The organism is Bacillus sp. PAMC28748 (assembly GCF_014250415.1).
GTDB lineage: Bacteria > Bacillota > Bacilli > Bacillales > Bacillaceae > Bacillus > Bacillus licheniformis.
The window spans coordinates 421,052-444,392 of sequence record NZ_CP060192.1; the positions used below are offsets into that span (position 1 = coordinate 421,052).

The 23,341-nt window shown below is 48.8% G+C and carries 23 protein-coding genes and 1 pseudogene; 6 read left to right on the top strand and 18 right to left on the bottom strand.

All coding sequences use genetic code 11. From position 1 onward, the window contains the following. Positions 1–11 precede the first annotated feature (11 nt). The 10 genes from H7F26_RS02225 to H7F26_RS02270 form a co-directional block, all read right to left on the bottom strand. Positions 12–161 carry a hypothetical protein gene (locus H7F26_RS02225; protein ID WP_003185246.1) on the bottom strand — a complete coding sequence of 50 codons (150 nt, stop codon included), beginning with the start codon at positions 159–161 and terminating at the stop codon, positions 12–14. Beyond that, complete coding sequence (locus H7F26_RS02230; RefSeq protein ID WP_003185248.1) at positions 158–2,593, bottom strand: heavy metal translocating P-type ATPase; 2,436 nt, start codon at positions 2,591–2,593, stop codon at positions 158–160. Before H7F26_RS02230 ends, H7F26_RS02225 begins: the two co-directional genes overlap by 4 nt. Positions 2,594–2,629: 36 nt before the next feature. Beyond that, the gene (gene copZ, locus H7F26_RS02235) at positions 2,630–2,839 is read right to left on the bottom strand and encodes a copper chaperone CopZ (RefSeq protein WP_003185250.1); all 210 of its coding nucleotides are present in this window, start codon (positions 2,837–2,839) and stop codon (positions 2,630–2,632) included. Between the two features lie 94 nt (positions 2,840–2,933). Continuing rightward, a complete protein-coding gene (gene csoR / locus H7F26_RS02240) occupies positions 2,934–3,236 on the bottom strand; it encodes a copper-sensing transcriptional repressor CsoR (protein ID WP_003185252.1) in 303 nt (100 codons plus the stop codon). Between the two features lie 123 nt (positions 3,237–3,359). Next, positions 3,360–3,911 carry a DJ-1/PfpI family protein gene (locus tag H7F26_RS02245; RefSeq protein WP_003185255.1) on the bottom strand — a complete coding sequence of 184 codons (552 nt, stop codon included), beginning with the start codon at positions 3,909–3,911 and terminating at the stop codon, positions 3,360–3,362. 85 nt (positions 3,912–3,996) lie between these two features. After that, the gene (locus H7F26_RS02250; protein WP_003185257.1) at positions 3,997–4,758 is read right to left on the bottom strand and encodes a DeoR/GlpR family DNA-binding transcription regulator; all 762 of its coding nucleotides are present in this window, start codon (positions 4,756–4,758) and stop codon (positions 3,997–3,999) included. A 79-nt stretch (positions 4,759–4,837) separates the two neighbouring features. Next, on the bottom strand, positions 4,838–6,319 hold the full coding sequence (locus tag H7F26_RS02255) for a rhamnulokinase (RefSeq protein WP_003185259.1): 1,482 nt from the start codon (positions 6,317–6,319) through the stop codon (positions 4,838–4,840). Beyond that, entirely contained in the window at positions 6,316–7,536 is a 1,221-nt protein-coding gene (gene rhaI / locus H7F26_RS02260; protein ID WP_025806052.1) for an L-rhamnose isomerase, read from the bottom strand. Before rhaI ends, H7F26_RS02255 begins: the two co-directional genes overlap by 4 nt. Next, entirely contained in the window at positions 7,529–7,918 is a 390-nt protein-coding gene (locus H7F26_RS02265; RefSeq protein ID WP_003185262.1) for a sensory rhodopsin transducer, read from the bottom strand. Before H7F26_RS02265 ends, rhaI begins: the two co-directional genes overlap by 8 nt. 54 nt (positions 7,919–7,972) lie before the next feature. After that, positions 7,973–10,042, bottom strand: coding sequence for a bifunctional aldolase/short-chain dehydrogenase (locus H7F26_RS02270; RefSeq protein WP_185855207.1), 2,070 nt, complete (start codon positions 10,040–10,042; stop codon positions 7,973–7,975). 361 nt (positions 10,043–10,403) lie between these two features. On the opposite strand from H7F26_RS02270, the gene H7F26_RS02275 reads away from it, so the two are divergent. Next, on the top strand, positions 10,404–11,603 hold the full coding sequence (locus H7F26_RS02275) for an MFS transporter (RefSeq protein ID WP_026699400.1): 1,200 nt from the start codon (positions 10,404–10,406) through the stop codon (positions 11,601–11,603). A 17-nt stretch (positions 11,604–11,620) separates the two neighbouring features. Here H7F26_RS02275 and H7F26_RS02280 read toward each other — a convergent pair whose 3' ends face one another. Next, on the bottom strand, positions 11,621–12,847 hold the full coding sequence (locus tag H7F26_RS02280) for an MFS transporter (RefSeq protein ID WP_003185267.1): 1,227 nt from the start codon (positions 12,845–12,847) through the stop codon (positions 11,621–11,623). 535 nt (positions 12,848–13,382) lie between these two features. Between H7F26_RS02280 and H7F26_RS02285 the strand changes: the two are divergent. Beyond that, positions 13,383–14,131, top strand: a pseudogene (locus H7F26_RS02285) (tRNA-dependent cyclodipeptide synthase). Next, positions 14,128–15,348 (top strand): pulcherriminic acid synthase, encoded by a 1,221-nt coding sequence (locus H7F26_RS02290; RefSeq protein WP_003185271.1) that lies wholly within the window; start codon positions 14,128–14,130, stop codon positions 15,346–15,348. The pseudogene H7F26_RS02285 and the gene H7F26_RS02290 overlap by 4 nt, the downstream one beginning before the upstream one ends. On the opposite strand, the gene H7F26_RS02295 is transcribed toward H7F26_RS02290, so the two are convergent. From H7F26_RS02295 to H7F26_RS02305, 3 genes are all read right to left on the bottom strand, one after another. After that, on the bottom strand, positions 15,345–15,800 hold the full coding sequence (locus H7F26_RS02295; protein ID WP_003185273.1) for a nuclear transport factor 2 family protein: 456 nt from the start codon (positions 15,798–15,800) through the stop codon (positions 15,345–15,347). The two genes, H7F26_RS02290 and H7F26_RS02295, sit on opposite strands and share 4 nt — an antisense overlap. Positions 15,801–15,816: 16 nt before the next feature. Continuing rightward, positions 15,817–16,290 carry a MarR family transcriptional regulator gene (locus H7F26_RS02300; protein ID WP_003185275.1) on the bottom strand — a complete coding sequence of 158 codons (474 nt, stop codon included), beginning with the start codon at positions 16,288–16,290 and terminating at the stop codon, positions 15,817–15,819. A gap of 122 nt (positions 16,291–16,412) precedes the next feature. Then, the gene (locus tag H7F26_RS02305) at positions 16,413–17,591 is read right to left on the bottom strand and encodes an amidase (RefSeq protein WP_017474574.1); all 1,179 of its coding nucleotides are present in this window, start codon (positions 17,589–17,591) and stop codon (positions 16,413–16,415) included. A 189-nt stretch (positions 17,592–17,780) separates the two neighbouring features. Between H7F26_RS02305 and H7F26_RS02310 the strand changes: the two genes are divergently transcribed. Next, on the top strand, positions 17,781–18,830 hold the full coding sequence (locus H7F26_RS02310) for an oxidoreductase (RefSeq protein ID WP_017474573.1): 1,050 nt from the start codon (positions 17,781–17,783) through the stop codon (positions 18,828–18,830). 31 nt (positions 18,831–18,861) lie between these two features. Here the strand turns inward: H7F26_RS02310 and H7F26_RS02315 are convergent, their stop codons facing one another. The 4 genes from H7F26_RS02315 to H7F26_RS02330 all read right to left on the bottom strand — a co-directional run bounded on the left by H7F26_RS02315 (position 18,862) and on the right by H7F26_RS02330 (position 21,736). After that, positions 18,862–19,497 carry an FMN-dependent NADH-azoreductase gene (locus H7F26_RS02315; protein ID WP_003185281.1) on the bottom strand — a complete coding sequence of 212 codons (636 nt, stop codon included), beginning with the start codon at positions 19,495–19,497 and terminating at the stop codon, positions 18,862–18,864. A 300-nt stretch (positions 19,498–19,797) separates the two neighbouring features. Then, complete coding sequence (locus H7F26_RS02320; RefSeq protein ID WP_003185283.1) at positions 19,798–20,766, bottom strand: oxygen-dependent tRNA uridine(34) hydroxylase TrhO; 969 nt, start codon at positions 20,764–20,766, stop codon at positions 19,798–19,800. Positions 20,767–20,961: 195 nt separating this feature from the next. Continuing rightward, complete coding sequence (locus H7F26_RS02325; RefSeq protein WP_228767692.1) at positions 20,962–21,117, bottom strand: hypothetical protein; 156 nt, start codon at positions 21,115–21,117, stop codon at positions 20,962–20,964. A 37-nt stretch (positions 21,118–21,154) separates the two neighbouring features. Next, complete coding sequence (locus H7F26_RS02330; protein WP_003185288.1) at positions 21,155–21,736, bottom strand: sigma-70 family RNA polymerase sigma factor; 582 nt, start codon at positions 21,734–21,736, stop codon at positions 21,155–21,157. A 156-nt stretch (positions 21,737–21,892) separates the two neighbouring features. On the opposite strand from H7F26_RS02330, the gene H7F26_RS02335 reads away from it, so the two are divergent. Both H7F26_RS02335 and H7F26_RS02340 read left to right on the top strand, forming a co-directional pair. Next, complete coding sequence (locus tag H7F26_RS02335) at positions 21,893–22,042, top strand: YvrJ family protein (protein ID WP_003185290.1); 150 nt, start codon at positions 21,893–21,895, stop codon at positions 22,040–22,042. 93 nt (positions 22,043–22,135) lie between these two features. After that, entirely contained in the window at positions 22,136–23,290 is a 1,155-nt protein-coding gene (locus H7F26_RS02340) for an oxalate decarboxylase family bicupin (protein WP_003185292.1), read from the top strand. The last annotated feature ends 51 nt before the right edge of the window (positions 23,291–23,341 follow it).

Sequence of the window (23,341 nt, forward strand, 5' to 3'; positions counted from 1 at the left end):
TTCTCAGCAATTCATTTGACATGCTCTTCTAAAGCATGACCGTCATGGGGCTTTTCATCGGGTATCGGTTCCCGACCGGCCAATATGCTGTATACAAGCATGACAATTCCTACATAAACAACCGCTGAAACCGTCCAAACGAGCACTGTCTTATCCTTCAAGACGGATTCCTCCAATCAAGCTTCACCTTTTGCAGCCTGAGTGCATTCAGAACGACTGAGACCGAACTGAACGCCATCGCGGCACCTGCGATCCACGGAGCCAAAAGCCCGACAGCCGCGAACGGAATGCCGATGCTGTTGTAGGCAAACGCCCAGAAAAGATTTTGTTTAATGTTTTTGATGGTCAATCTGCTCATGAGGATCGCATCGGCGATGCTGTTTAAATCGCCGCGGATCAAGGTGACGTCGGCGGCTTCCATGGCGACGTCAGTCCCTGTTCCGATCGCCATACCTGTATCGGCCGCCGCCAATGCCGGCGCATCGTTGATGCCGTCGCCGACCATCGCGACTTTTTTGCCTTTTGCCTGGATTTTCTTCACCTCATCCGCTTTTCCTTCCGGCAGAACTTCGGCGATGACGTGGTGAATGCCGGCTTCAGCAGCAATCGCTTCTGCCGTCCGCCGATTGTCCCCGGTGATCATGACGACTTCCAGCCCCATATCATGCAGCCTTTTCACCGCTGCCTTCGACGTGTCTTTAATCGTATCGGCGACGGCGATCAGCCCGGCAAACCGACCGTCGACGGCGGCAAGCATCGCCGTCTTTCCTTGTGTTTCGAGCTCTTCCATTTCGCCGTTCGCATCTTGAATGTCAATATCACGGTTTTCCATCAGACGTCTTGTACCGATCAAAATCCGCTTTTCATTGACTGCGGCTTCGATACCATAGCCGGGTATCGCTTCAAAGCTGTCTGCTGAGGCGGGTTCTATCCCTTTCTCTTTGATGCCTTCGACAATGGCTTCAGCAAGCGGGTGTTCAGAGCTTTTTTCTGCAGCACCGATAAGCTTGAGAAACGATGTTTCATCGATCCATGGTTCAGGGCGCACATCTGTCAGCTGAGGCTTCCCATTTGTGACCGTCCCCGTCTTGTCAAGCACGATCGTCTCCAAGCGGTGAGCCGTCTCCAAATGTTCGCCGCCTTTGAATAAGATTCCGAATTCAGCCGCGCGGCCAGATCCGGCCATGATCGATGTCGGCGTTGCCAAGCCGAGCGCACACGGACATGCGATCACAAGCACCGCAATCAGCTTCTCCAGCGCCGTGCCGAATTCGCCGGGGCTGACCGCCAAATACCAGATGAAAAATGTGATGGCCGCGATCGCCACGACAATCGGCACAAAAACCCCGGAAATCCGGTCTGCGAGCCGTTGAATCGGCGCCTTTGAACCTTGCGCCTCTTCCACAACTTTTATAATCTGCGCCAGCGCAGTATCTTTGCCTACTTTTTCTGCTCTGACTTTTAAAAATCCATTTTTATTGATTGTAGCGCCGATAACCGGATCTCCAACCGTTTTGTCAACAGGGATGCTTTCACCGGTGATCATCGATTCATCCAGCGCTGAACGACCTTCGACAATCTCCCCGTCTGCCGGTACTTTTTCACCGGGCTTCACATACATGATGTCGCCTGCCAAAACGTTTTCAATCGGCACGGTCATCTCTTCGCCGTTCCTGACGACGGTCGCTGTCTTTGCCTGCAGCCCCATCAGCTTTTTGATCGCTTCGGATGAACGCCCTTTCGCTTTCGCTTCAAACAGCTTTCCTAAAATGATCAAAGTTAAGAGGATGGCGCTTGTTTCATAGTAAAGGCCGTCCGGATGCCGGTTTGTACCGAGGCTTTCAATGCTTAAATACAAGCTGTAGAAATAGGCGGCAGACGTGCCGAGAGCGACCAGCACATCCATGTTGGCACTTTTGTTCCGCAGCGCTTTATAAGCCCCAGTGTAAAACTGCTTCCCGACGATAAACTGAACCGGTGTGGCCAACGCGAACTGAACCCAGGGATCCATGAACATCCCCGGCAGCCATATAAATGACGTGAATTTGAAATGGCTGACCATTGCCCAGAGCAGCGGAAAAGACAAAATGGCTGAAAAAATAAATTTGCCGGTTTGACGCTGAATATCTTTTTCTCTTTGTTCCGCCCGACCGTCCGCAGTTCGGTCTTTTTTCAGCTCGAGCTTGTAGCCGAGCTTTTCAACGGCTTCGATCATCTCCTCCGGCGAAACCGCGCCAGCATGATAGTCGACTGTCGCAGTCTCAATGGCAAAGTTGACGGCGGCGCTTTTGACGCCAGACAGCTTGTTGAGGCGCTTTTCAACCCGGTTGGCGCAAGCCGCACACGTCATGCCGGAAACCGCAAATTCGGCTTTTTCCGCAGGAACTTGATAGCCGAGCGATTCGACTTTCTCAGCCAGCTGTCCGACTTCGATTTGCCCCGGATCATAAACGATTTTTGATTTTTCCAGCGCCAAGTTCACATTTGCGTCCTGAACGCCGTCAAGCCTTTTCAACCCTTTCTCGATCCGCGCCGCACAGGCGGCGCAGGTCATGCCAGAGATTTGGAGGGTGGCTTCTTTTTGTCCGTCCATATCCTTCACTCCTTATATACCCCTTGTAGGTATACATCAGCCTGCAACATCATACCCCTGGTCTTCGATCGTATCGATGATCTCCTTCAGCGAGACTTTGCCTGAATCAAACGATACTTCGACTTTGCCCTCGTTTAAATTCACTTTGACAGACTCCACTCCGCCAAGCTTTCCGACGTTTCCTTCTACTGCCTGAACACAGTGGTTGCAAGACATGCCTTCGACTTTCAGTGTTTTTTGTTCCATATTGAAAACCTCCTGTGGTTTGATGATATTGATCGGTTTTATATTACCATACCCCTGTAGGGTATTTCAAGAAAACGATTTTCTCTTTTTTCGTTCATGATTTTGAAAACCGTTTAAACACATCAAGCAGTTCCTCGATGGCTTCTTCTCCCTCACCGCTTTTAATCGCGTTTGCGACGCAATGGTGGGTATGATCCTCAAGCAGGCTGAAAGCAACCTTTTGCATCGCGGCTTGCACAGCTGAGATTTGAACGAGAATATCGACGCAGTAGCGGTCATTTTCAATCATCTTTTGAATGCCTCTGACCTGTCCTTCAATCCGCTTTAAGCGGTTTGTGATTTGTTCTTTTCCTTTAGAGCTTTTGGGATTTAACGCGTGTTCATGATGATCTGCCATCGGAACACCTCTCTTTCCTTTATATTTTGTCCAAGATCCCCATTGGTACCATTATAAAATGCGAAGCGGAACATGTCTAAAAAAAGAGACAACCCCGAACTGCTGCGGGGTCATCCCTGCATATTATTTGTTTAACGCTTTAAAAAATTCTCTCATAAACTCCGGCAGATTGGACCAGTCATGACCTGAGACCAGGTTGGCGTCCACATGAAGCTTCTCCTCGACATAAGTCGCGCCCGCGGCTTCGACTTCCGGTTTGCAGGCGATGTAAGCCGTCAGCTCCCGGCCTTTCAGATGTTCTCTCAGGCTTGTGAAAATCAGGCTCGCATGACAAATCGCGCCGACCGGTTTATTTTCCTCAAAGAAATGAGCAACGATTTTCAGCAGGGAATCGTACATCCGGATAAATTCCGGTGCGCGTCCGCCAGGAATGATGATGCCGTCGTATTCGGACGGGTCAATCTCATCAAATGAAGCATGCGCGTCAATTAAATAGCCCGGCTTTTCGGTGTATGTATCCCAATCCAGGAAGTCATGAACAACCGTATGAATCTTTTTCTTTTTCGGTGCGGCAATCGTCGTTTCATAGCCCTCTTCAAGACAGCGGTAATAAGGGTAATACACTTCCAGCGCTTCAACTGCATCGCCCGTTACGATTAAAATCTTTTTCGCCATCAAAAACATCTCCTTTCCTTTTTTACTCTTCTATTTTATCCCATTTGCGCCTGTTTTTAAAATCAAGTGCTTGAGAAGTTTTGTTTCAGCCGACGATCGTGATGTTCTCTGTTATGTCTTTCAAGCGGGCAAGATTTGCTTTGTCAATTCCTGAATCTGTGATGACCCTGTATCGGTCATGAAGGCGGTCGATTTGCGAGAAAGCACGGGTTCCGAATTTGCTGCTGTCCGCCATCAAAATCGTTTCGTCCGCAATTTCGATCATTCGTTTTTTCAACAGCGCCTGCATTTCGTTTGAATCGCTCAAGCCGCTCGCAGGGTCGACGCCTTTGCAAGACAGAAATGTTTTGTTGACGTGATACATGTCAAGGGAGCGCTCAGCCAAAGGGCCGACATATGACATCGATTGCGGCAGCAGCATCCCGCCGGTTGAAATGACCGTCACCTTTTCTTTTTTGCTGAGTTCAATCGCGACTCTGACTGAATTCGTAATGACGGTCAGCGGGATGTTTTCAAGCGCTTTTGCCATGTACCATGCCGTCGTGCTTGCATCAAGAATAATCCGTTCCCCGCTTTTCACATGCTTGACGGCTTCAAATGCAATCATCTTTTTTTCGTTTACGTTTGTAATTTCGCGCTCGCGAAAATGCACCTCTCTTTCTTCAGTCTGCACGCTGACTGCGCCGCCATGGCTTCTTTTCAGCTTATTTTCCTTCTCAAGCTTTTCCAAATCGCGCCTGATCGTTTCTTCCGTGACGGAAAAAAGCTCGCTCAGTTCTGTGACGCGTACGCTCGAGCGCAGATTGACAAGCTCGACGATTTTTTGGTGTCTTTCAGCTACAAGCATCCGTTTACTTCCTTCCTTTTTTGGTAAAAGTCACTGTTACATTCATGATAGCGCATCGGCTCCGATACAGGAAAGGTTTTCAGCGGGAAGCGGCGCCGAGAATCTGACTTGTATAGCGGCGGTATGCCCGCTCCCACGCTTCTGTATCTTCCGGTACATACGTTTTTTGAGGAAAGGAAGCCTTGATCGCTTTCCGGGCGCTCTGAATATCCCAAAACATGTCGAGCGCGACGGCCTGTACGGCAATGTTGCCGATGGCGCTTGCCTCTGACGGTCCAGCCCATACATTTCTGGACAGTACATTCGCCGTGTATTGGCAGAGCAGTTCATTTCGAATCCCTCCGCCCGCCATGTGAAGTCCGTCATATTCTTTTCCTGTCAAGGTTTCAATCCGTTCAAAGGTGAACCGGTATTTAAACGCAAGGCTTTCCAGCACGCAGCGGATGATCTGTCCGGGCGTTTCCGGCACGTGCTGCCCTGCTGCACGGCAGTACTCTCTGATCGCCTCAGGCATATGGACGGGATTGAGAAACACCGGGTCATCCGGGTCAACCGCCGACCTGAATGCTTCTGACTGTCCGGCAAGTTTGACAAGCTCGGCGCTCGAATAGCTGATCCCATCTTTTTCCCAATCCGCCTGACAGCGCTGGAACAGCCACAATCCCATAATGTTTTTTAAAAAACGGAATGTGCCGCCGGCACCACCCTCATTTGTAAAATTCCAATCGAGCGCCTGTTTTGTCATCAGCGGAGCGTCAAGTTCGGTTCCGATCAGCGACCAGGTGCCGCAAATCAAATATGCAAAGTCATCCGTTTCAGCGGGGATGCCGACAACTGCAGAAGCCGTGTCATGTTCGCCGACGGCAATCACCGGTACGGCGGGCACAGACAATTCGCCGCACACTGATTGCGACAGCCTCCCCGCTTCGCTTCCGGGCTTTGCTATATCTTTTGGAAAAATCTTGGCCGGGATCCCCAGAAGGCTGATGAGCTCCCAATCCCAGTCAGACGTTTTCGGGTTGAACAGCTGGGTTGTCGTCGCATTTGTAAATTCGCTTTTTTTCTCGCCCGTTAAAAAATAGCGCAGCAAATCAGGAATCATTAATAGTGTGTCCGCGTAATCCAACAGCGGAGAATTCGCTTTTTTCAGCGCCCGGAGCTGAAAGATGGTGTTGAACGGCAAAAGCTGAATACCGGTTCTGGAAAACAGCTCTTCTTTTCCGATTTCATTCAACACCTCCGTCATTATTCCGTCCGTGTAAGGGTCGCGGTAATGATAAGGGTTCCCCATCAGCTCTCCGTTCCGATCGAGAAAACCGACGTCAACCGCCCATGAATCGATTCCGATGCAGCTGATTCGTCCACAGCCGTTTTTCGCCTTTAAAATGCCCTGTTTAATTTCATGATAAAGCCTGAGAATGTCCCAATAAAGGTGTTTTCCCGCCTGAACGGGCTGATTTGGAAAACGGTGAATTTCCTCCGCTTTGATCAGACCGCCGTCCACATGACCTGCATAAGCTCTGCCGCTCGACGCACCAAGATCAAAGGCGAGAATCGTCACCAGCTTGCACCGCCTTTCCCGCGTGCCAGGATTTTTTCCGCATATCCGCTTTCCGCATAAGCCTTGAGCGGATCAGGCGGAACGTTCATTTCCTCCCGCACGGCGCAGAGGAGCGGCTTGACGTCGATTTCAAATGCCTCGCGGATCGCAGCCTCTGCGGCAAGCACGTCATGATCTTCCTGCGCTTTCTTCACTTCATCGAAGTTGATCAAAAGCGCTTTTGCAAATTGAGTCTGCACATTCATGACCGAGCGCAGCACAGCGGGTATTTTCGGTTCAAGATTATGGCATTGATCAAGCATATACGAAATATGTTCGGCCGTCTTCCGGACGTTCGGGTCAGAATCACGGCAGGCGTCCAAAATTTGAGAAAAAATGAGAAACAGTTCGTACGGGTTGTGAGCGCCCGCGATCAAATCGTCATCAGCGTATTTGCGGCTGTTGAAATGAAAGCCTCCGAGACGTTTTTCGTCAAGCAAATAAGCGACAATGTGCTCGATGTTCGTCCCCTGGGCATGGTGGCCGGTGTCGACGAGCACCTCAGCCTTCGGGCCGAGCTTTTGCGCCAAATTGTAAGCCATGCCCCAATCCGCCAGATCGGTATGATAAAAAGCCGGCTCAAAAAATTTGTATTCAATCAAGAGCCGCATATCATCGTCAAGAGCTTCGTAAACTTCAGCCAGACACTCATACATCCAGTTTTTCCGTTTTCTGATGTCGCCCTGACCGGGATAGTTGGTTCCGTCGGCAAGCCAGAGGCTGATTTCCTTGGAGCCTGTTTGTTTTGCAATATCGACGCATTCGAGCAATTGCTCAGTCGCTTTTTGGCGAATGGCCGCTTTCACGTTTGTGACGCTGCCGAATTTGTAGTCATCGTCCTGGAACAAGTTCGGATTCACGGCGCCGATAGCAAGGCCAAGCTGCTCGGCGTGCGCTTTCAGCTTTCCGTAATCATCAACTCGATCCCAAGGAATATGGATGGCGACGGAAGGACAAATTCCGGTTAATTTGTGAACGACTGATGCATCTTCCATTTTTTCAAACGGATCTCTTGGCACACCCTCTTGCTGAAACACTTTGAAGCGCGTGCCCGAGTCCCCGTATCCCCATGAAGGCGTCTCGATTTTAAGCGCTTTCAATTTTTCCTTTGCTTCAGAAAGGCTGATTCCCCTGTCTTTCTGCTGTTCTTCAAATAAAGCGTAGGCCCGGTCATTCATCATGTACGCCCATCCCCCTTGTTTTTAACGGATATGCCATGGTTGACATTAACGCAAGTTCCGGCTGGGTCGTGTCCAGCCGGCTGTACTGGACGATCACAGGTACATCGCTTGCGATCTCGATCGCATAAGGAACATTTTCAGGAATGCGTTCTCCTGATCGGTGCAAAGAACTTGTGCGGATATGCTTCGTTCTCTTGCCATGAACCGTCTCGGAAATGCCTTCGAGCGGCGGACGGTCTTCGAAGTATACGGTGATCGCAAGGTTTGCGTTTTCTTCATGGCAATTTAAAACACAAATGGCTTCATGGCTCGTCAAGCTTCCGGAACTTTCCGGAGGAATAAAACCGTCCGGTATGATCCAATGGGTCTCGCCCTTCATCTCCCTTTTCCCCCTTTGTATTCTGAAAGGGCGGCCGAAGCCGCTCCTTATCAATTACCTTGAAAATGCGGCTGGCACTCCCCCGTCAACCGTCAGCATGCATCCCGTCGTTTTTGCCGTTTTTTCTGAAGCGAAATAAGCGATCGCCTCGGCAATGTCGGCGGGATAAATGTTGACGGAAAGAGCCGTACGTTTGCGGTAATGCTCTTCAAGCCGGTCGGGTTCAATCCCGTAGGCGGCGGCTCTTTCTTCGCGCCATTTGGAGTCCCAGATGGCCGACCCTTGAAGCACCGCATCCGGAAGAACTGAATTCGCACGGATTCCGTACGGTCCGCCTTCAGCCGCGATGCATCTCGCCAAATGAACCTCAAGCGCTTTTGCAGAGCTGTATGCTGATGCGTTTTTGCCTGCATAAACGGAATTTTTCGAACCGACAAACACCATGCTGCCGCCTGAACCTTGTTTTTTCATTTGCTTAAAAGCTTCTCTGGCCACGAGGAAATATCCTGTTCCGAGTACATTCATATTCAGGTTCCATTCTTCGAGCGTCGTTTCATCAAGCGGGCTTGATGTCGCAAGGCCCGCATTGTTGACAAGGATGTCAATCCCGCCGTATTTGAGGGCGATTTCCTCGAAGGCCGTCTGAACCTCCTCTTCTTTCGTCACATCCATGCGGACGGCGTAAGCTCGTTCTGCACCGTATTGATCATTAATCTCGGCCGCTGTTTTTTCTGCGCCTTCAATATTAATGTCAGCGACCACAACATGCGCGCCTTCTAGAGCAAGGCGGCGGCAGGCCTCGCTGCCGATTCCGCCCGCTCCCCCCGTCACAAATGCGATCTTGCGCGAAAATTCGGCTTCCGGCGGAGCAAGCGTTAATTTATAAAGCTCAAGCGGCCAATATTCAACATTGTAGGATTCTTCCTCATTGAGAGATACAAAGTTTCCAAGGACTTCCGTTCCCTTCATGACGGCAATCGCCCGGCGGTATAAATCTCGGCTGACCTTCGCCATCGCCAGGCTTTTCCCTGCTGTCACCATGCCGATTCCCGGGATCAGCATCACGCGAGGCGCCGGTTCAAACATCTCGTCTCCTTCGTGCCGGTTTCGTTGAAAATAGGCGGCATACGACTCTTTAAATCCAGCAATCTCGGTTTTGATCCGGTCGACCAGCGCTTCTGTGTCCTGTTCAGCGGGATTCCACGGAATATAGGCAGGCACCCGCTTTGTATGAACGAGGTGATCCGGACAAGCGGCGCCGACCTGTGAAAGCGACGGTGCGCGCCTGCTGTTCGCGAATTCGAGCACATCGTCAGCATCGCACCAGGTGACGAGCATGCGTTTTTCCCCGCTGACAGCGCCGCGGATGACCGGCAAGATATCGGCTAAAATCCGTTTCCGCTCCTCCGGTGCAAGCGGCTCGACCATCTGTCCGCCAAACGGCTGATGATCTTCCGAACGGCTTTTAATATATGCTTCCGCTTCGCGAATCACGGCAATCGTCTGATCATAGCTTTCTTTCGACGTTTCCCCCCAAGTGACGAGCCCGTGCTTCTCCATTAAAACAAGCTTTGCATTCGGGTTGTTTTTCACACCTTCTGCTATCATCTTCGATAAAGCAAAGCCCGGTCTGACATAAGGCACCCATACAAATCGGCTGCCGTATATCTCCTCTGCGATCTCTTTTCCATTATCGCAGCAGCAGATGCTGATGATTGCATCGGGGTGGGTGTGATCGACATGCGGAAACGGCAAAAAAGCATGAAGAAGCGTTTCGATCGACGGCCGCGGATGCTTTCCGTCCATCATGCAATGGGACAAATATGCCGTCATTTCTTCATCGGTCATGCTGCTCCGTTCCATCAGCGGACGAATATCATCCAGCCTCAGTCCGGTAAATTGGCCCGCTGACATCGTCGCCAAGTCCGAGCCGCTGCCTTTCACCCACATCACCTCGATGTCCCTGCCTCTGAAATCCTTTTCTGTCGTTTTCATCGATGTGTTTCCCCCGCCACAGTTGCAGACCGAACGGTCAGCGCCGATCAGATTGGAACGGTAGACGAGCTCGGCAAGACCCGGACGCAGCGATGCAGCCTCAGACTCTGACCATAAATATTTCACCATGCGTATCACTCCGTTTTTGTTTGTTTATTTTTGAATATGTTTGTTTCAAGAGTAACATATTTTGATTTTCTTTGTAAGCGCTTTTTTCCGAAACCATTTTAGGACAGAATCTCTTCAATCAGTCGATAAATAAAAAACGCCAACAGCAGGCGGCCGTCGGGGTTAAGAATGTAGGAATGTTTAATCTTTGATTTTAAAATAAAATGTCAGGTTTTAAGAAAGCGCTGGCATCTTGTTGCCGGCGCTTTTTGTGCCGCTGACATACCGTTTGGGGGAACATATTGATGCGCAAAAAACGGTTGAAATTCGTCTTTTGATCTTTTAATATATAAACTCATGTTTTTTAAAAGGAGGGGTCAGGATGAAAAAAACACTGCACGCTCCAGTCAAACTGATCATCGCAATTTTTATGATTTGTACATTTTCCATCGGCTTTACAGAGTACGTCGTTATGGGTATATTGACTTCCATTTCAAAGGATCTCTCTGTTCCGATTTCGTCTACCGGCCTATTGGTAACGGCATATGCGGGAAGCGTCTGTCTGACGGGGCCGATCGTCACCATATTTTCGGTAAAAATGCCGCGCAAACCGGTATTGATCGGCTTGATGAGTGTGTTTGTACTGTCGAATGCGCTCAGTTTCCTGGCGCCTAACTTCACCGTTTTGTTGGTCTCAAGAATCCTATCCGCATCCATTCATGGTGCATTTTTTGCAACGACAATGGTGTTCGTCAGCGAAATGGCACCGCCCGAAAAACGGGCCGCCGCTGCCGCTTCAATGAACGGCGGCTTGACCATCGCCCTGATGCTCGGCGTCCCGTTTGGTTCTTATTTAGGCGATCTTTTCAACTGGCGGATCGTTTTTCTGATGATCGCATGCCTCGGATTGATCGGCCTCGCCGGCATTTGGCTGACGGTGCCGCACAGAAAACCGAAAGTTGTCCCTAAATTGATCCATGAATGGGATGTGTTTAAAAATAAACAAGTCCTTTTTTCTTTTGCTATCACGATCTTTGGCTATTCGGGCGTATTCATCGCCTACACGTTTATTGAACCGATGCTGCGGCATTCTGCCGGTTTCGACAGTCTCGGCATTACAGCCGCCCTTTTCGCCTACGGGTTTGGCGGGGTCGTCGGCATTTTCTACGCCGGAAAGGTGCCGTTTCACCTGTTAACCCGCTCCATGATCGGGGTGATGATCGCGCTCATGGCGATCCTTGCGGCCTTTCCTTTTGTCAGCGGACATCCTGCCGGCGCCATCATCGTGACGTTTTTATTCGGAGCCGGCGCGTTCGGAACGGTGCCCCTTTTGCAAACAAAGGTCGTGGCTGCGTCTGAACACGGAACAACGATCGCCACCTCCGTCAGCATCGCTGCATTTAACTTGGCCAACGCGCTCGGGGCTTGGATCGGCGGACTCATTCTTAATGCATCAGAGTCCTACACATACCTTGCCACAGGCGGTGCGCTTATGACCATGTGCGGGCTGACGCTTACGATGTTCGCCTATATGTCTGAGAAAAGACAAGTGAAAGAAGACATGTGGGGAACGGACCTGTAATCAAAAAGCTGCCCGGCTTAAGACCTGGCAGCTTTTTTGTTTGGTTCTTGCAGCGTCTTTGTGTGAGCTGCTTTCCGCATGACCGCGGTCATCAAAAGGGCGGCTGCGGCATAAACGATACCGAAACAGCCGAAAACGAAAACAGAAGATGACATCCCCAATAACATGCCTGATATAACAGGACCGCAGGCCATTCCCGTATACCTGATAAAATTAAACATGCCCATCGCACTGCCGCGGTTCTCCTCAAATTCATTCGCCATCATCGTAGAGAAGAGCGGCGGAATCAGCCCCATCGTAACGCCGAAAAGAACCAGAGCCGCCGACATGGCGAAAAGCGAAAACAAATGGGAAAAGGCAAAACAGACGACGCTCCCTGCGGCGGTCAGATTGCCGATCAAAAACAGGCGTCTGAGCGATAATCTCTTTTGTATCCACTTAAACAGCACGCTGCCGGCAATCGTGCTGACCGCTATCGGCAAATACAGCAAGCCGACGATCTGCAGATCAAGGTGATAGTGATCGGTCAGCAAAATCGGCAAATACACGATCATTGAAAAATAAATAAAGAAAATAAGGTAGCTTAATATTAAAACGGCATTGCCCGCCCTGTTTTTGAATATGTCCTTATAATGCGACAGCAGGCTGCCCGCGCTGAGATTGGTCTTTTTCTCCGAATGGCTGCGCGGAAAGCAAAACAAATTGCCGAAAAGCAAAAGAACAGACAATACTGTCAAAAACCAAAAAATACCCGGATAATTATAGCGCTCCCCGATAAAACCGCCGAGAATAGGCGCCGCTGCCGGTGCAAGGGAAAGCAGCATTTGATAAGTTCCCATCGCACTGCCCCGCTTCGTTCCCTTAAACAGAGATCCGATTGTGGTTGCCGCAATTAATGGAAGCGCAGCAGTCCCCAAAGCCTGCAGCACCCTGAAAAAAAGAAACAGGCCAAAGTCCCGGGAGGCTGCGCAGCCGATTGTGGCGATGACCGTTACGATCATGCTCGCCATCATTACAAATCTCGCTCCTTTAAAATCAACAATCGAGCCGACAATGATCTGCATCGCAGCTGTAATGAAGATGAACAGCGAGACGGACAGGTTTACCATCGAAACAGAAACGTGAAACGAGTCTCTGATTAAAGGAATGATAGGTGAATAAATATTTTGATTCAACGATGCGAAAAAAGCGCTGATACACACAAAATACATAATGAAAGAAGCATTTGATTTCATTGGTCTCATTTCAAACCGCCTGCCTTGTTTTTGTTTATTCGTTAACAATTTGTCTAATATCGTTTACTGGTTAACAATATTAATTGTAGATGACTCCTTTATCATTGTCAATGAACATTTCTTATTGCAGCTTTAAAGTTTTTTACATATTTTTTACTTATCGAGTTCCTTGACTCAAAAAGCGCCTTAAATAAAGGTTTTTATACTTTCAATTCTGATTACAATTCCTCAGATTCACAAAAAACGTTACGAATATTTTCATATTTTGAATTTGAATTGTGTTGACAGTTGGAAAAGTTAGGGATAAAATGACTATTGTTTACTAGTAAACTTTTATGCTGTACCTTGCCTGATTTTGAGCTTAAACCCTTGCCCTGCTTTTATGATTGAACAAATGCTACACCCCTCATCATGACCCGCACCATCGCTGTTTTCTTCTCGATTCATACCGAAGTGAAACCAGCCTATTCCCAGTTCGATAAGCCGCACGTATCCATCATTGATTGCAAAAGAAGTCATTCTATGTCCGTTAAGGAGGAAATCAATGACAGAGCTTATAATGGAGAGCAAACGCCAGCTATTTAAAACCGAAACTCTTACCCAAAACTGCAATGAAATACTAAAACGCAGACGCCATGTTCTCGTTGGCATCAGCCCGTTTAACAGCCGATTTCGGAAGATTATATTCATCGGCTTATCGGCTGGGCCGTCCGTGAGTTTCAGAGTGTATCCGTGCTTTTGGCGGGAAAGGAAGCTGCCAACCTTCTCGAAGCGCTCGGCACCCCACATGGGAAGGCCGAACGGAAAGTCAGGAAAGAAGTCTCGCGGAACCGGAGATTCGCTGAAAAGGCGTTGGAAGCGCATGGCGGAAATCCCGAGGCCATCCATACATTTTCCGATTTCGCGAACCAGACCGCATACCGGAATTTGCGGATGGAAGTCGAAGCTGCCTTTTTCGACCAGACGCATTTTCGCAATGCCTGCCTGGAGATGTCGCATGCGGCTATCCTCGGACGGGCCCGGGGCACTCGGATGGATGTCGTGGAAGTCAGCGCAGACATGCTGGAGCTGGCTGTTGAATACGTCATCGCTGAACTTCCGTTTTTCATCGCCGCCCCTGATATTTTAGGCGTCGAAGAGACGCTTCTTGCTTATCACCGGCCATGGAAGCTCGGCGAACAGATCTCCCGTAATGAATTTGCCGTCAAAATGCGGCCGAATCAAGGATATCTCATGGTTTCCGAAGCGGACGAAAGGGTGGAATCTAAAAGCATGCAGGAGGAACGAGTATGAATCAATCGCTAAAAACATTCAGCGTGTTGTCAGAACAATATCACGAAAATCCGTATCAGTATTTCTCATACCTTCGGGAATCTGATCCCGTCCATTATGAAGAATCGCTGGACAGCTATTTTATCAGCCGCTACCAGGATGTGCGCCGCGTGCTCCAGAATCAGGACGTCTTTACAACGAAATCGCTTGCCAAACGGGCCGAGCCCGTCATGCGCGGACCTGTGCTCGCCCAAATGAAAGGCAAAGAGCACACGGCAAAAAGGAGAATCGTTCTGCGCCGCTTTATCGGGGAATCCCTTGATCACCTCACACCGCTCATCAAAGAAAATGCACAAAGGCTTTTGGCCCCGCACGTGGAGAAAGGGCGGATCGACCTTGTCAATGATTTCGGCAAAACATTCGCCGTTTGCGTGACGATGGACATTTTAGGTTTGGACAAGAACGACCACCAAACGGTGAGAAACTGGCACAGCGGCGTCGCCGATTTCATTACCAGTTTGAATCAGGCGCCTGAGGACCGGGAGCATTCCCTCAAATGCAGTGAACAGCTCGCTGAGTATTTGAATCCGATTATCGAGGAAAGGCGCAAAAATCCCGGACATGATTTAATATCCATCCTTTGCACTTCCGAATACGAGGGAGTGGCGATGTCTGACCGGGACATACGCGCGCTGATTCTCAATATATTGCTTGCCGCCACAGAACCGGCGGACAAGACGCTCGCATTAATGATTTATCATTTGCTTCATCATCCCGATCAGATGAATGATGTGCTGGAAGACCGCACGCTTCTCCCTCAGGCAATCGCAGAGACGCTGCGCTACAAGCCGCCGGTGCAGCTCATCCCGCGCCAGCTTTCACAAGACGCGGAGATTGGCGGAGTCGAGCTAAAAGAAGGGACGACTGTATTTTGCATGATAGGCGCGGCAAATCGCGATCCTGAAGCGTTCGAGGATCCCGACAAGTTCAACATTCACCGCAGCGACCTGGAAGTCAAAAGCGCATTCAGCGGCGCAGCCAGGCATCTCGCATTCGGTTCAGGCGTCCACAACTGTGTAGGAGCGGGGTTTGCGAAGACCGAAATCGAGCTTGTCGCAAATATCGTCCTTGATCAGCTGAAAAATATCCGGCTGGAGGAAGACTTCATTTACCGCGAGACAGGGCTTTACACACGCGGACCCGTCTCGCTCAACATCCGGTTTGATGCCAAACATTAATCTTGTGAAAAAGCCTTCTCCTCCCGGGAGGAGGCTTTTTCAATTGCTGCCTCACTGATCTTCGCCAGCTCTTCAATACCCTTCGTACCTTCGCTCGCGTGTGAAAGCTCGTGACATTGAACGATTTTAAAACCGTTCATTTTAAAAATCGCGATGATATCAATTCTCCCCCGGTCTCCATTCTTTTTGACAACCTTGACCGTATATCTGACTGCTGCGCTTTCGAGGCGCTCGTCAAACAAAAATTCATGAAAGGGCGACACCGTTATGGTGCGTGCAACGTTTTTCAGCGTCCGTATGTGATCTTTAAACTGCACAAGGTCAATGTGACTGCCGTCCGTGACTTGAACATAATCCTCGCTGAAATAATCGGCAATTTTTTCAGTATTCATTTCCGACACGATGTCCTGATACATGTTGCTTAAAAACTGTTGGGCTTCACTTTTATTCATTCGCTGCTCCTCTTGATTAAATGTGTTTTGACCATTCGTTTAAAAAGCGGATGACGGTTTGCAGCTCGGATTCGGAAAACCGATCAAACAGCTCGATGTAGCGCTGTTTTGCAATTTCATGCATCCTGTCATGAATGTCGGCCAGTTTTTTCCCCTCATCGGTTAATGTGTAATACAATTCTTTGTTGTTGTTCGGTTTTTTGTGCGATTCGATCATTCCGTGCTTTGTGAGCACATTGACCGCTTTTGTCACTGCCGCTTTTGAAATTTGGAGTTTTGCTGCCAGGAAAGCGTTGTTGACGTCTGCTTCGCTTTCGCTGATAAGCGAGATAATGTGAAGCTGGGTCAGGGTCCAATGCTTACGCATGCTTTCTTCTTCTTGAAAGGCTTCCTCTGCGAACGCCTGCTGTTCATGCTGAGCCCGCTTTTCTCTTTTGAGAATAAAATCCTGAACGGCTTGAAATGCCTGCTCATACGTCTTGTTTTCCACTGTCATCATTCCTTTTCACAATCATTAACCGGTTAACTATTAAATAGTTTACCAGTTAACAATAATTAAAGCAAGCAAAAAAAAGCATATGATGCAGAAAGATCCGCAGCATATGCTTGCCCTCATACTTGAGGAGATAGCACGTGCTTTTCAGTCCAAGCCAGAAGCTTCAGATCCTGTTTGCAGCCGGCGATAAATGAAAGCCCCAAAGGCTCGCCGTTTTTTGCCGGCAACGGGACGGTGATCTGCGGAAGCCCGCCGAGCCCGGCAATACACGTCAGTTTCATCGTGCGCGCCCTTCTCTCATTTAATTCGTTTTCCGGCAGACCACGGAGCGGCGGCGGGCCGGGGGCAGTCGGAATAACGAGCAAGCCGTCTTCTCCGAGCCATTCCGACAGTCTTTTTCTCGCCGCCTCTCTTTTCATAAACGCTTGCACATGATCGCTTATCACAAGGCTTGACGCCCATTCAAACCTTTCTGCGATTCCAGGGCCGAACACCGGATTTGTGCGCTCGATCCAAGCTCCGTGCTCCTCCCAAATCTCCAGTCCCTGCAGCACCCTGAACGTCTCCGCCCATTCCGCGAGGCCGCCGTCAGCGGCAACGCACCAGTCGAATTCGCCGTCAATCAGGCCTAATGCATAAGCGTATACTTGTGTCCGGTCGCTTTCTTCAAGCAGGCTCCACGCCTCTTTTTCAAAATAAACCCGGTTGAAACATGCCCCTGCCTCCTCCTGCCCGCTAAGCAGGACGCGGCCCGCCGCATGAAGGACTCCAATATCTTTTGACATCCATCCGACGGTGTCAAAACTCTTTGCCAGCGGTATGACACCATCAACCGACACCTCGCCGTGCGTCGGCCGAAACCCGAAAATTCCGCAGTATGAAGAAGGGATTCTGACAGATCCCCCGGTGTCTGTCCCGAGAGCGAAATCGGTCATCCCAGAGGCTGCCGCCACAGCCGATCCGCTTGAAGACCCTCCCGGAATTTTGTCCATGGCACAAGGATTGACGGGTGTACCATAATGGACATTTTCTCCGTCGAGGCTGTACATCAGCTCATCTGTGTGCGCAGCACCCTTAAGCCTTGCACCTTCCCGCAGCAGCAAGTCAACGGCTTCCGCGTTTTTTTCGGCAGGTTCGTGCGTCCTCAGCCAATCAGGGTTTCCCGCCGCATTAGCATGGCCCTCTACAGCAAACACATCCTTTACCGCAAACGAAAGTTTTTTCAAGCTTCCTTCAGATGATGCCGGCTCGACCGTCAGATCCCGGTTCATAAAAGCGCCCCAATCATGCTCCATTTTCAAAATCCCTCCATCAACTTTTGCTTCTAACGATAACCGGACGCCTCTTCAAAATGAACAAAGTTGTGACAAAATCTTCCGTTCCTTAATTTAAAAAGGCCTTTAGGTTTGTTCCTGTAGGCAAACAGGGTAAAATAAAGGGGTGTTGATTACATATTAAAAACAAACATGGGAGAGGAGAATGAAATGGTGGACAAGGTTCGCACAGGGATATTAGGATACGGTTTGTCCGGTTCGGTGTTTCATGCGCCTTTATTATCAGCGTTAGAAGATTATGAGATTCGAAAGGTTATGACTTCAAGGAAAGAACAAGTCAAACAGGACCTCCCCGAAGCAGAAGCGGTCAGTACGATCGAAGACATCACAAAAGATCCGGACATTGATCTCGTCATCGTGACCACGCCGAGCGGCCTTCATTACGAAATGGCGAAAGAGTGCATCCGCGCCGGAAAGCATGTCGTTCTTGAAAAGCCGATGACAGCAACAGCGGAAGAAGCGGAAGAGCTCATTAATGCCGCGAAAGAAAAAGGCGTGCTTCTCAGCGTGTATCACAACCGAAGATGGGATAACGACTTTTTGACGATCAAACAGCTCATCAAAGAGGGGCGCCTTGGAGAGGTCAACACATTCCACGCCTCCTACGACCGGTTCCGGCCGAATGTCAGACAGCGCTGGAGAGAACAGAAAGGACCGGGGTCAGGTGCACTGTACGATTTAGGTTCACACTTGATCGATCAGGCGCTTCATTTATTCGGCATGCCGAACGGCGTCACCGCTCAAGTGACCGCTCAGAGAGCCAATGCGGAAACAGACGATTACTTCCATGTCATCCTTCACTATGATCAGCGCCAAGTGATTCTCCACTCGGGCTCGATTGTTCCGGCCAACGGCCCCCGCTACCAAATCCACGGCTCAAAAGGAAGCTTTATTAAATACGGAATCGACGGCCAGGAGGATGCACTCAGAGCGGGTCATAAACCTGCAGGCGATGAGTGGGGAGCCGATCAACCCGAATATTACGGGGAACTGGCCACAGTCGAAGGCGACGAGATCAGGAAGGAAACCGTGGAAACGCTCCCGGGTTCATACTTAACTTATTACAAGCAGCTTGCTTCAAGTATTCTAGAAGGCGGCAGCTTGCCTGTCACGGCGGAAGAAGGACGCGACGTCATCCGAATCATCGAAGCTGCGCAAAAAAGCAGCGAAACGAATCAAACGGTGTTCTTAAACAAATAAAACAAAACCGCGGATATGATCCGCGGTTTTTTCAAAAAGTCCTGCCCAATTCTTTGGCTCGGACAATCGCATTTTGTTTTATTTCTTCAGCTTTATCAGGCTCAGCATTATGCCCTTCTATAAATAAACCTTCAAATTCCGGAACCCCGAAAAACTGCATCATGATGCTGATATAGCGGTGCCCCATCTCAAGTTCCGCAGCCTGCCCTTCTGAATAGTAGCCGCCTCTCGCCTGGATGTGCAGCGCTTTTTTATCGGTTAACAGCCCGATCGGTCCCTGTTCGGTATATTTAAACGTCTTTCCCGCTACAGCGACCGCATCGAAGTACGCTTTCATCACCGGCGGAAAAGAGAAATTCCAAAGCGGCGTGACAAACACGTATTTGTCTCCCGCGATAAATTGCTCGCTCAGCTCATTCAAACGGCCGACTTTAGCTTTTTCGTGTTCAGAAAGCTGTTCAAAGCCCGACCCCGACTGCAATTTTCCCCAGCCGCTGAAAACATCCGCATCAATCTGCGGAATGTTTTCCCGATAAAGATCAAGGTGTATGACTTCGTCATCCGGATGAGCTTCTTTGTAAGATTCGATAAACGCTTTTCCTGCCGCCATGCTGTAGGATGCCCTTTCGTCATGCGGGTGAGCGGTAATGTAAAGGGTTTTTGTCATTTCTTTTGCTACCTGCCTTTTTGTATTGATATTGCTTAGTATGGGACGTTTTCAGGCAAATATTCTGGAAAAGCCGGAGCTTTCGCATAAAGTGCAGATGCTTTTTAATCTGATGTCCGATAAGGCTTTTGTTCGGCATCATGATCACCTGCTATATTTTCACTCTGCTTTCATTTCAGAATAAAAAAGGAACGCCCCGATTTTTCAGGTCAAGGCGTTCCTCCATTCAATCCGAAAGCCGACTCCCTTGCAGGAGCAAATGCAACTTCGATTTTTATATGTTACTTTTGTTTACAGCTTTTATGACTGCGCTGCATGTTCCTCTTCTTTCAGCTTTTCGAGTCTCTCTTGCACCTCTTCTTCTGAAAGGCCGTGCTCTTTGACATACAGGTTGCGCGGATGAACCCGGCACTCGTGCGTGCAGCCCCGCAAATAGCGGTGCTCATTTTCTTCAGAGCAGATGATCTGCTTGTTGCATTCCGGGTTTGCGCAGTTGACATAGCGCTCGCAAGGCTCGCCGGTGAAATAATCTTTTCCGACAATGACGTGCTCTTTCTGATTGACCGGAACGCTGATTCTTTCATCGAAAACATAGCATTTCCCGTCCCACAGTTCACCTTGAACTTCAGGGTCTTTTCCGTACGTTACAATACCGCCGTGAAGCTGGGACACGTCTTCAAATCCTTCTTTTTTCAGCCATCCTGAAAATTTTTCGCAGCGGATTCCGCCCGTGCAGTAAGTCAATATTTTCTTGCCTTCGAGCTTTTCTTTGTTATCGCGGATCCACTCAGGTAATTCGCGGAACGCTTTAATGTCCGGTCTGATCGCGCCGCGGAAGTGCCCCAAATCGTACTCATAGTCGTTCCGTGCGTCGACGACAATCGTATCTTCCTGCTGCATCGCCTCATAAAATTCTTTTGGCTCCAGGTATTTTCCTGTTAATTCGTTCGGATCGATATCATCTTCCAGGCGGAGCGTCACCAGCTCATCGCGATGGCGGACATGCATTTTTTTGAAAGCGTGCCCTTCTGATTCATCGATTTTAAATACCATATCTTCAAAGCGGGGATCGCTTTTCATTTCACTCATATAGCGGTCTGTCTGCTCTATGGTTCCTGACACGGTTCCGTTTATTCCTTCACCCGCCACAAGGATGCGCCCCTTCAGCCCCAAATCTTTGCAGAACTTGAGGTGATCTTCGGCAAATTGCTCAGGGTTATCGATATGAACATATTTATAATACAACAATACTCGGTATTGATTCTTCATGATACTTTACCACCTATCTGATGCATGTTTTTATAAGATGAAAATGGAATATCCGTCCATTTACATAATCAAACCATCATTCATATTAAAACAAACCATCACCATGATTTCAATGAAGCAGCTTGAACATTCCATTAATCAAATGTTAGAAATTTTAACACTTCCGGCGGCTTTACGCAAGCAAAACAGCTTAGATTAAAGGACTTTCAGTAATTCTGTTATAAACTCCCAAAAACCAGGCACCTCTTGGCATAAAAGCATCTCCGCTTTTTCGCAAATCTTCATCTTCAGCTCCTGTTCAAGATCCTCCCTCTCTTGATAGGATGTGTTGTTTAATTTGCTTTTGATCATCGGTGTGAAATTTTCCAGCAATTTCTCAATCTCTTTTTCATCGTGCAGACTCACTGTTATCATTCCCCTCTGCTTTAGAATTCAGCAGCTCTCTTATCTTTTCGAGTGCCCTTTTATGAATTTTTGAAATATTTTGCCTTGATTCTCCCAAAGAGTCAGCAATTTCCTGCATGGATACCCCATGAATATAAATTTGTGCAAGCACTTTTTTCTGCTTGTCCGTCAATTGCAAAAACGCTTCATAAAGCATCGGGTCTTGCAGGTGTTCGCTTAATTCCTCTTCCTGTTCCAAGACATCGTCTAACAGATCCCCTCGGGGCGGCTCGGGCAGATTCGGACTTTCGTCGATCATCAATGGAAAACGCTCTCGGTTTTTCCGGACTCTTTTATCAAAGTCGACGGAGAAAATCCGGATCATCGAGTTGATGTATTTAATCATGCGGATGTTTTTGTAAAATCGCTTAAATTCACGATCGAGACACTCTGCCTCTTCAGAATCCGGATGTTCCAACACGTGGTTGAAAAGCCGCTCATACCTTGGGTTGCTCAAAAAATGCTTCACAAGCGGATGCCTTGTGATCTCCTTGATTTTCGCACGCAGTAACGTTTGATCAATCATAAAAACCGCCTCCTATTTATTTAGATGAAAGAAATGAAAAAAAAGTAAACACATCTCTTCTATTAACATGCAAACATAAGTTCCCATTCAGAGAAAATAGTTCTTTGCTTACATTTTTCAAACTTTCGTCACTTCTTAACATAGGAGGTGGTAAGAATGGACAGCGCATTCATTGAGGAAGCAGCGAAACAAATCGGCAATGTCGGCTTTCCAGCTGTATTGGCAATTTACTTGCTCACTCGTTTTGAAAAGAAAATCGATGAACTGATCGAGCTGATCAAAGAAAAAAATGAAACCGATGATTGACATCGGCCTCACTTTTTTCACTTAACATGACAGAAGGGGAAAACGAAAGGCCTTTCAGCTCTCCTTTACATTTTTAGAAAGAGGGGATATCACATGGAAAAAAACAAACAAATTCCACAGCCGATCAGAGGAGAAAAAGGAGCGGAAACGAAAATTCCGCACAACGTTGAGCGCGACCGCCAAAACCCGGACATGCTCGTACCGCCTGAAACCGACCACGGAACGGTGCCAAACATGAAATTTTCATTTTCCGATGTCCACAACCGTCTTGAAAAAGGCGGATATGCACGGGAAGTCACAGTTCGCGAGCTGCCGATTTCAGACAAGCTTGCTTCTGTCAACATGAGGCTGAAACCTGGGGCCATCAGGGAGCTGCACTGGCATAAGGAAGCCGAATGGGCGTATATGCTGTACGGAAAAGCACGGATTACGTCTGTTGACCAAGACGGCAGAAACTTTATTGAAGATGTGAAAGAAGGAGATCTCTGGTACTTCCCGTCAGGTCTGCCGCATTCAATTCAAGCACTTGAAGACGGATGCGAATTCCTGCTTGTCTTCGATGACGGCTCCTTCTCTGAAAACAGCACCTTCCAGGTGACAGATTGGCTGGCCCATACGCCTGATGAGGTGATTGCCGCAAACTTCGGCATTTCAAAAGACGTCGTCGCCTCTCTTCCAGTTGAAGAAAAGTATATTTTCCAAGAAGCGATCCCTGGCTGTCTTGAGAAAGACAAAGTTGAAAGCCCGAACGGAACGGTACCTCTATCTTTCAGCTACAATTTGCTTGAACAGGAACCGATTGTATCCAGCGGAGGGAAAGTATGGATTGCCGATTCCACGAACTTCAAAGCATCGAAAACGATCGCTTCTGCGTTAGTGGAAGTCGAACCTGGAGGCATCCGGGAGCTGCACTGGCATCCGAATACAGACGAATGGCAGTATTACATTTCCGGACAAGCGAAAATGACGGTTTTCGCTGCCGACGGGCATGCCAGAACATTTAATTACCAGGCCGGAGATGTCGGCTATGTGCCGTTCGCAATGGGACACTACGTCCAAAATACAGGAGATGAGCCGCTTCGGTTCCTCGAAATTTTCAAAGACGACCACTATGCTGACGTTTCGTTAAACCAATGGCTCGCGCTTGTTCCGGAAGAGCTTGTCCGCCAGCACCTTGACGTCGGCAGCGAATTTACAAAAATGCTCTCTAAAGAAAAGCATCCTGTCGTCAAATTTGATAAGAAATAACCAGCCAGGCTTGCAGGAGACATATCCTGCAGGCCTTTGGCGCTTGTGTAC

Excerpts from the sequence above, each read along its gene's own strand:
- H7F26_RS02230 (WP_003185248.1), bottom strand. The coding sequence starts at position 2,593 with ATGGACGGACAAAAAGAAGCCACCCTCCAAATCTCTGGCATGACCTGC.
- copZ (WP_003185250.1), bottom strand. The coding sequence starts at position 2,839 with ATGGAACAAAAAACACTGAAAGTCGAAGGCATGTCTTGCAACCACTGT.
- csoR (WP_003185252.1), bottom strand. The coding sequence starts at position 3,236 with ATGGCAGATCATCATGAACACGCGTTAAATCCCAAAAGCTCTAAAGGA.
- H7F26_RS02245 (WP_003185255.1), bottom strand. The coding sequence starts at position 3,911 with ATGGCGAAAAAGATTTTAATCGTAACGGGCGATGCAGTTGAAGCGCTG.
- H7F26_RS02250 (WP_003185257.1), bottom strand. The coding sequence starts at position 4,758 with ATGCTTGTAGCTGAAAGACACCAAAAAATCGTCGAGCTTGTCAATCTG.
- rhaI (WP_025806052.1), bottom strand. The coding sequence starts at position 7,536 with ATGAATGACCGGGCCTACGCTTTATTTGAAGAACAGCAGAAAGACAGG.
- H7F26_RS02265 (WP_003185262.1), bottom strand. The coding sequence starts at position 7,918 with ATGAAGGGCGAGACCCATTGGATCATACCGGACGGTTTTATTCCTCCG.
- H7F26_RS02270 (WP_185855207.1), bottom strand. The coding sequence starts at position 10,042 with ATGGTGAAATATTTATGGTCAGAGTCTGAGGCTGCATCGCTGCGTCCG.
- H7F26_RS02275 (WP_026699400.1), top strand. The coding sequence starts at position 10,404 with ATGAAAAAAACACTGCACGCTCCAGTCAAACTGATCATCGCAATTTTT.
- H7F26_RS02280 (WP_003185267.1), bottom strand. The coding sequence starts at position 12,847 with ATGAGACCAATGAAATCAAATGCTTCTTTCATTATGTATTTTGTGTGT.
- H7F26_RS02290 (WP_003185271.1), top strand. The coding sequence starts at position 14,128 with ATGAATCAATCGCTAAAAACATTCAGCGTGTTGTCAGAACAATATCAC.
- H7F26_RS02295 (WP_003185273.1), bottom strand. The coding sequence starts at position 15,800 with ATGAATAAAAGTGAAGCCCAACAGTTTTTAAGCAACATGTATCAGGAC.
- H7F26_RS02305 (WP_017474574.1), bottom strand. The coding sequence starts at position 17,591 with ATGGAGCATGATTGGGGCGCTTTTATGAACCGGGATCTGACGGTCGAG.
- H7F26_RS02310 (WP_017474573.1), top strand. The coding sequence starts at position 17,781 with ATGGTGGACAAGGTTCGCACAGGGATATTAGGATACGGTTTGTCCGGT.
- H7F26_RS02315 (WP_003185281.1), bottom strand. The coding sequence starts at position 19,497 with ATGACAAAAACCCTTTACATTACCGCTCACCCGCATGACGAAAGGGCA.
- H7F26_RS02320 (WP_003185283.1), bottom strand. The coding sequence starts at position 20,766 with ATGAAGAATCAATACCGAGTATTGTTGTATTATAAATATGTTCATATC.
- H7F26_RS02325 (WP_228767692.1), bottom strand. The coding sequence starts at position 21,117 with ATGATCAAAAGCAAATTAAACAACACATCCTATCAAGAGAGGGAGGAT.
- H7F26_RS02330 (WP_003185288.1), bottom strand. The coding sequence starts at position 21,736 with ATGATTGATCAAACGTTACTGCGTGCGAAAATCAAGGAGATCACAAGG.
- H7F26_RS02335 (WP_003185290.1), top strand. The coding sequence starts at position 21,893 with ATGGACAGCGCATTCATTGAGGAAGCAGCGAAACAAATCGGCAATGTC.
- H7F26_RS02340 (WP_003185292.1), top strand. The coding sequence starts at position 22,136 with ATGGAAAAAAACAAACAAATTCCACAGCCGATCAGAGGAGAAAAAGGA.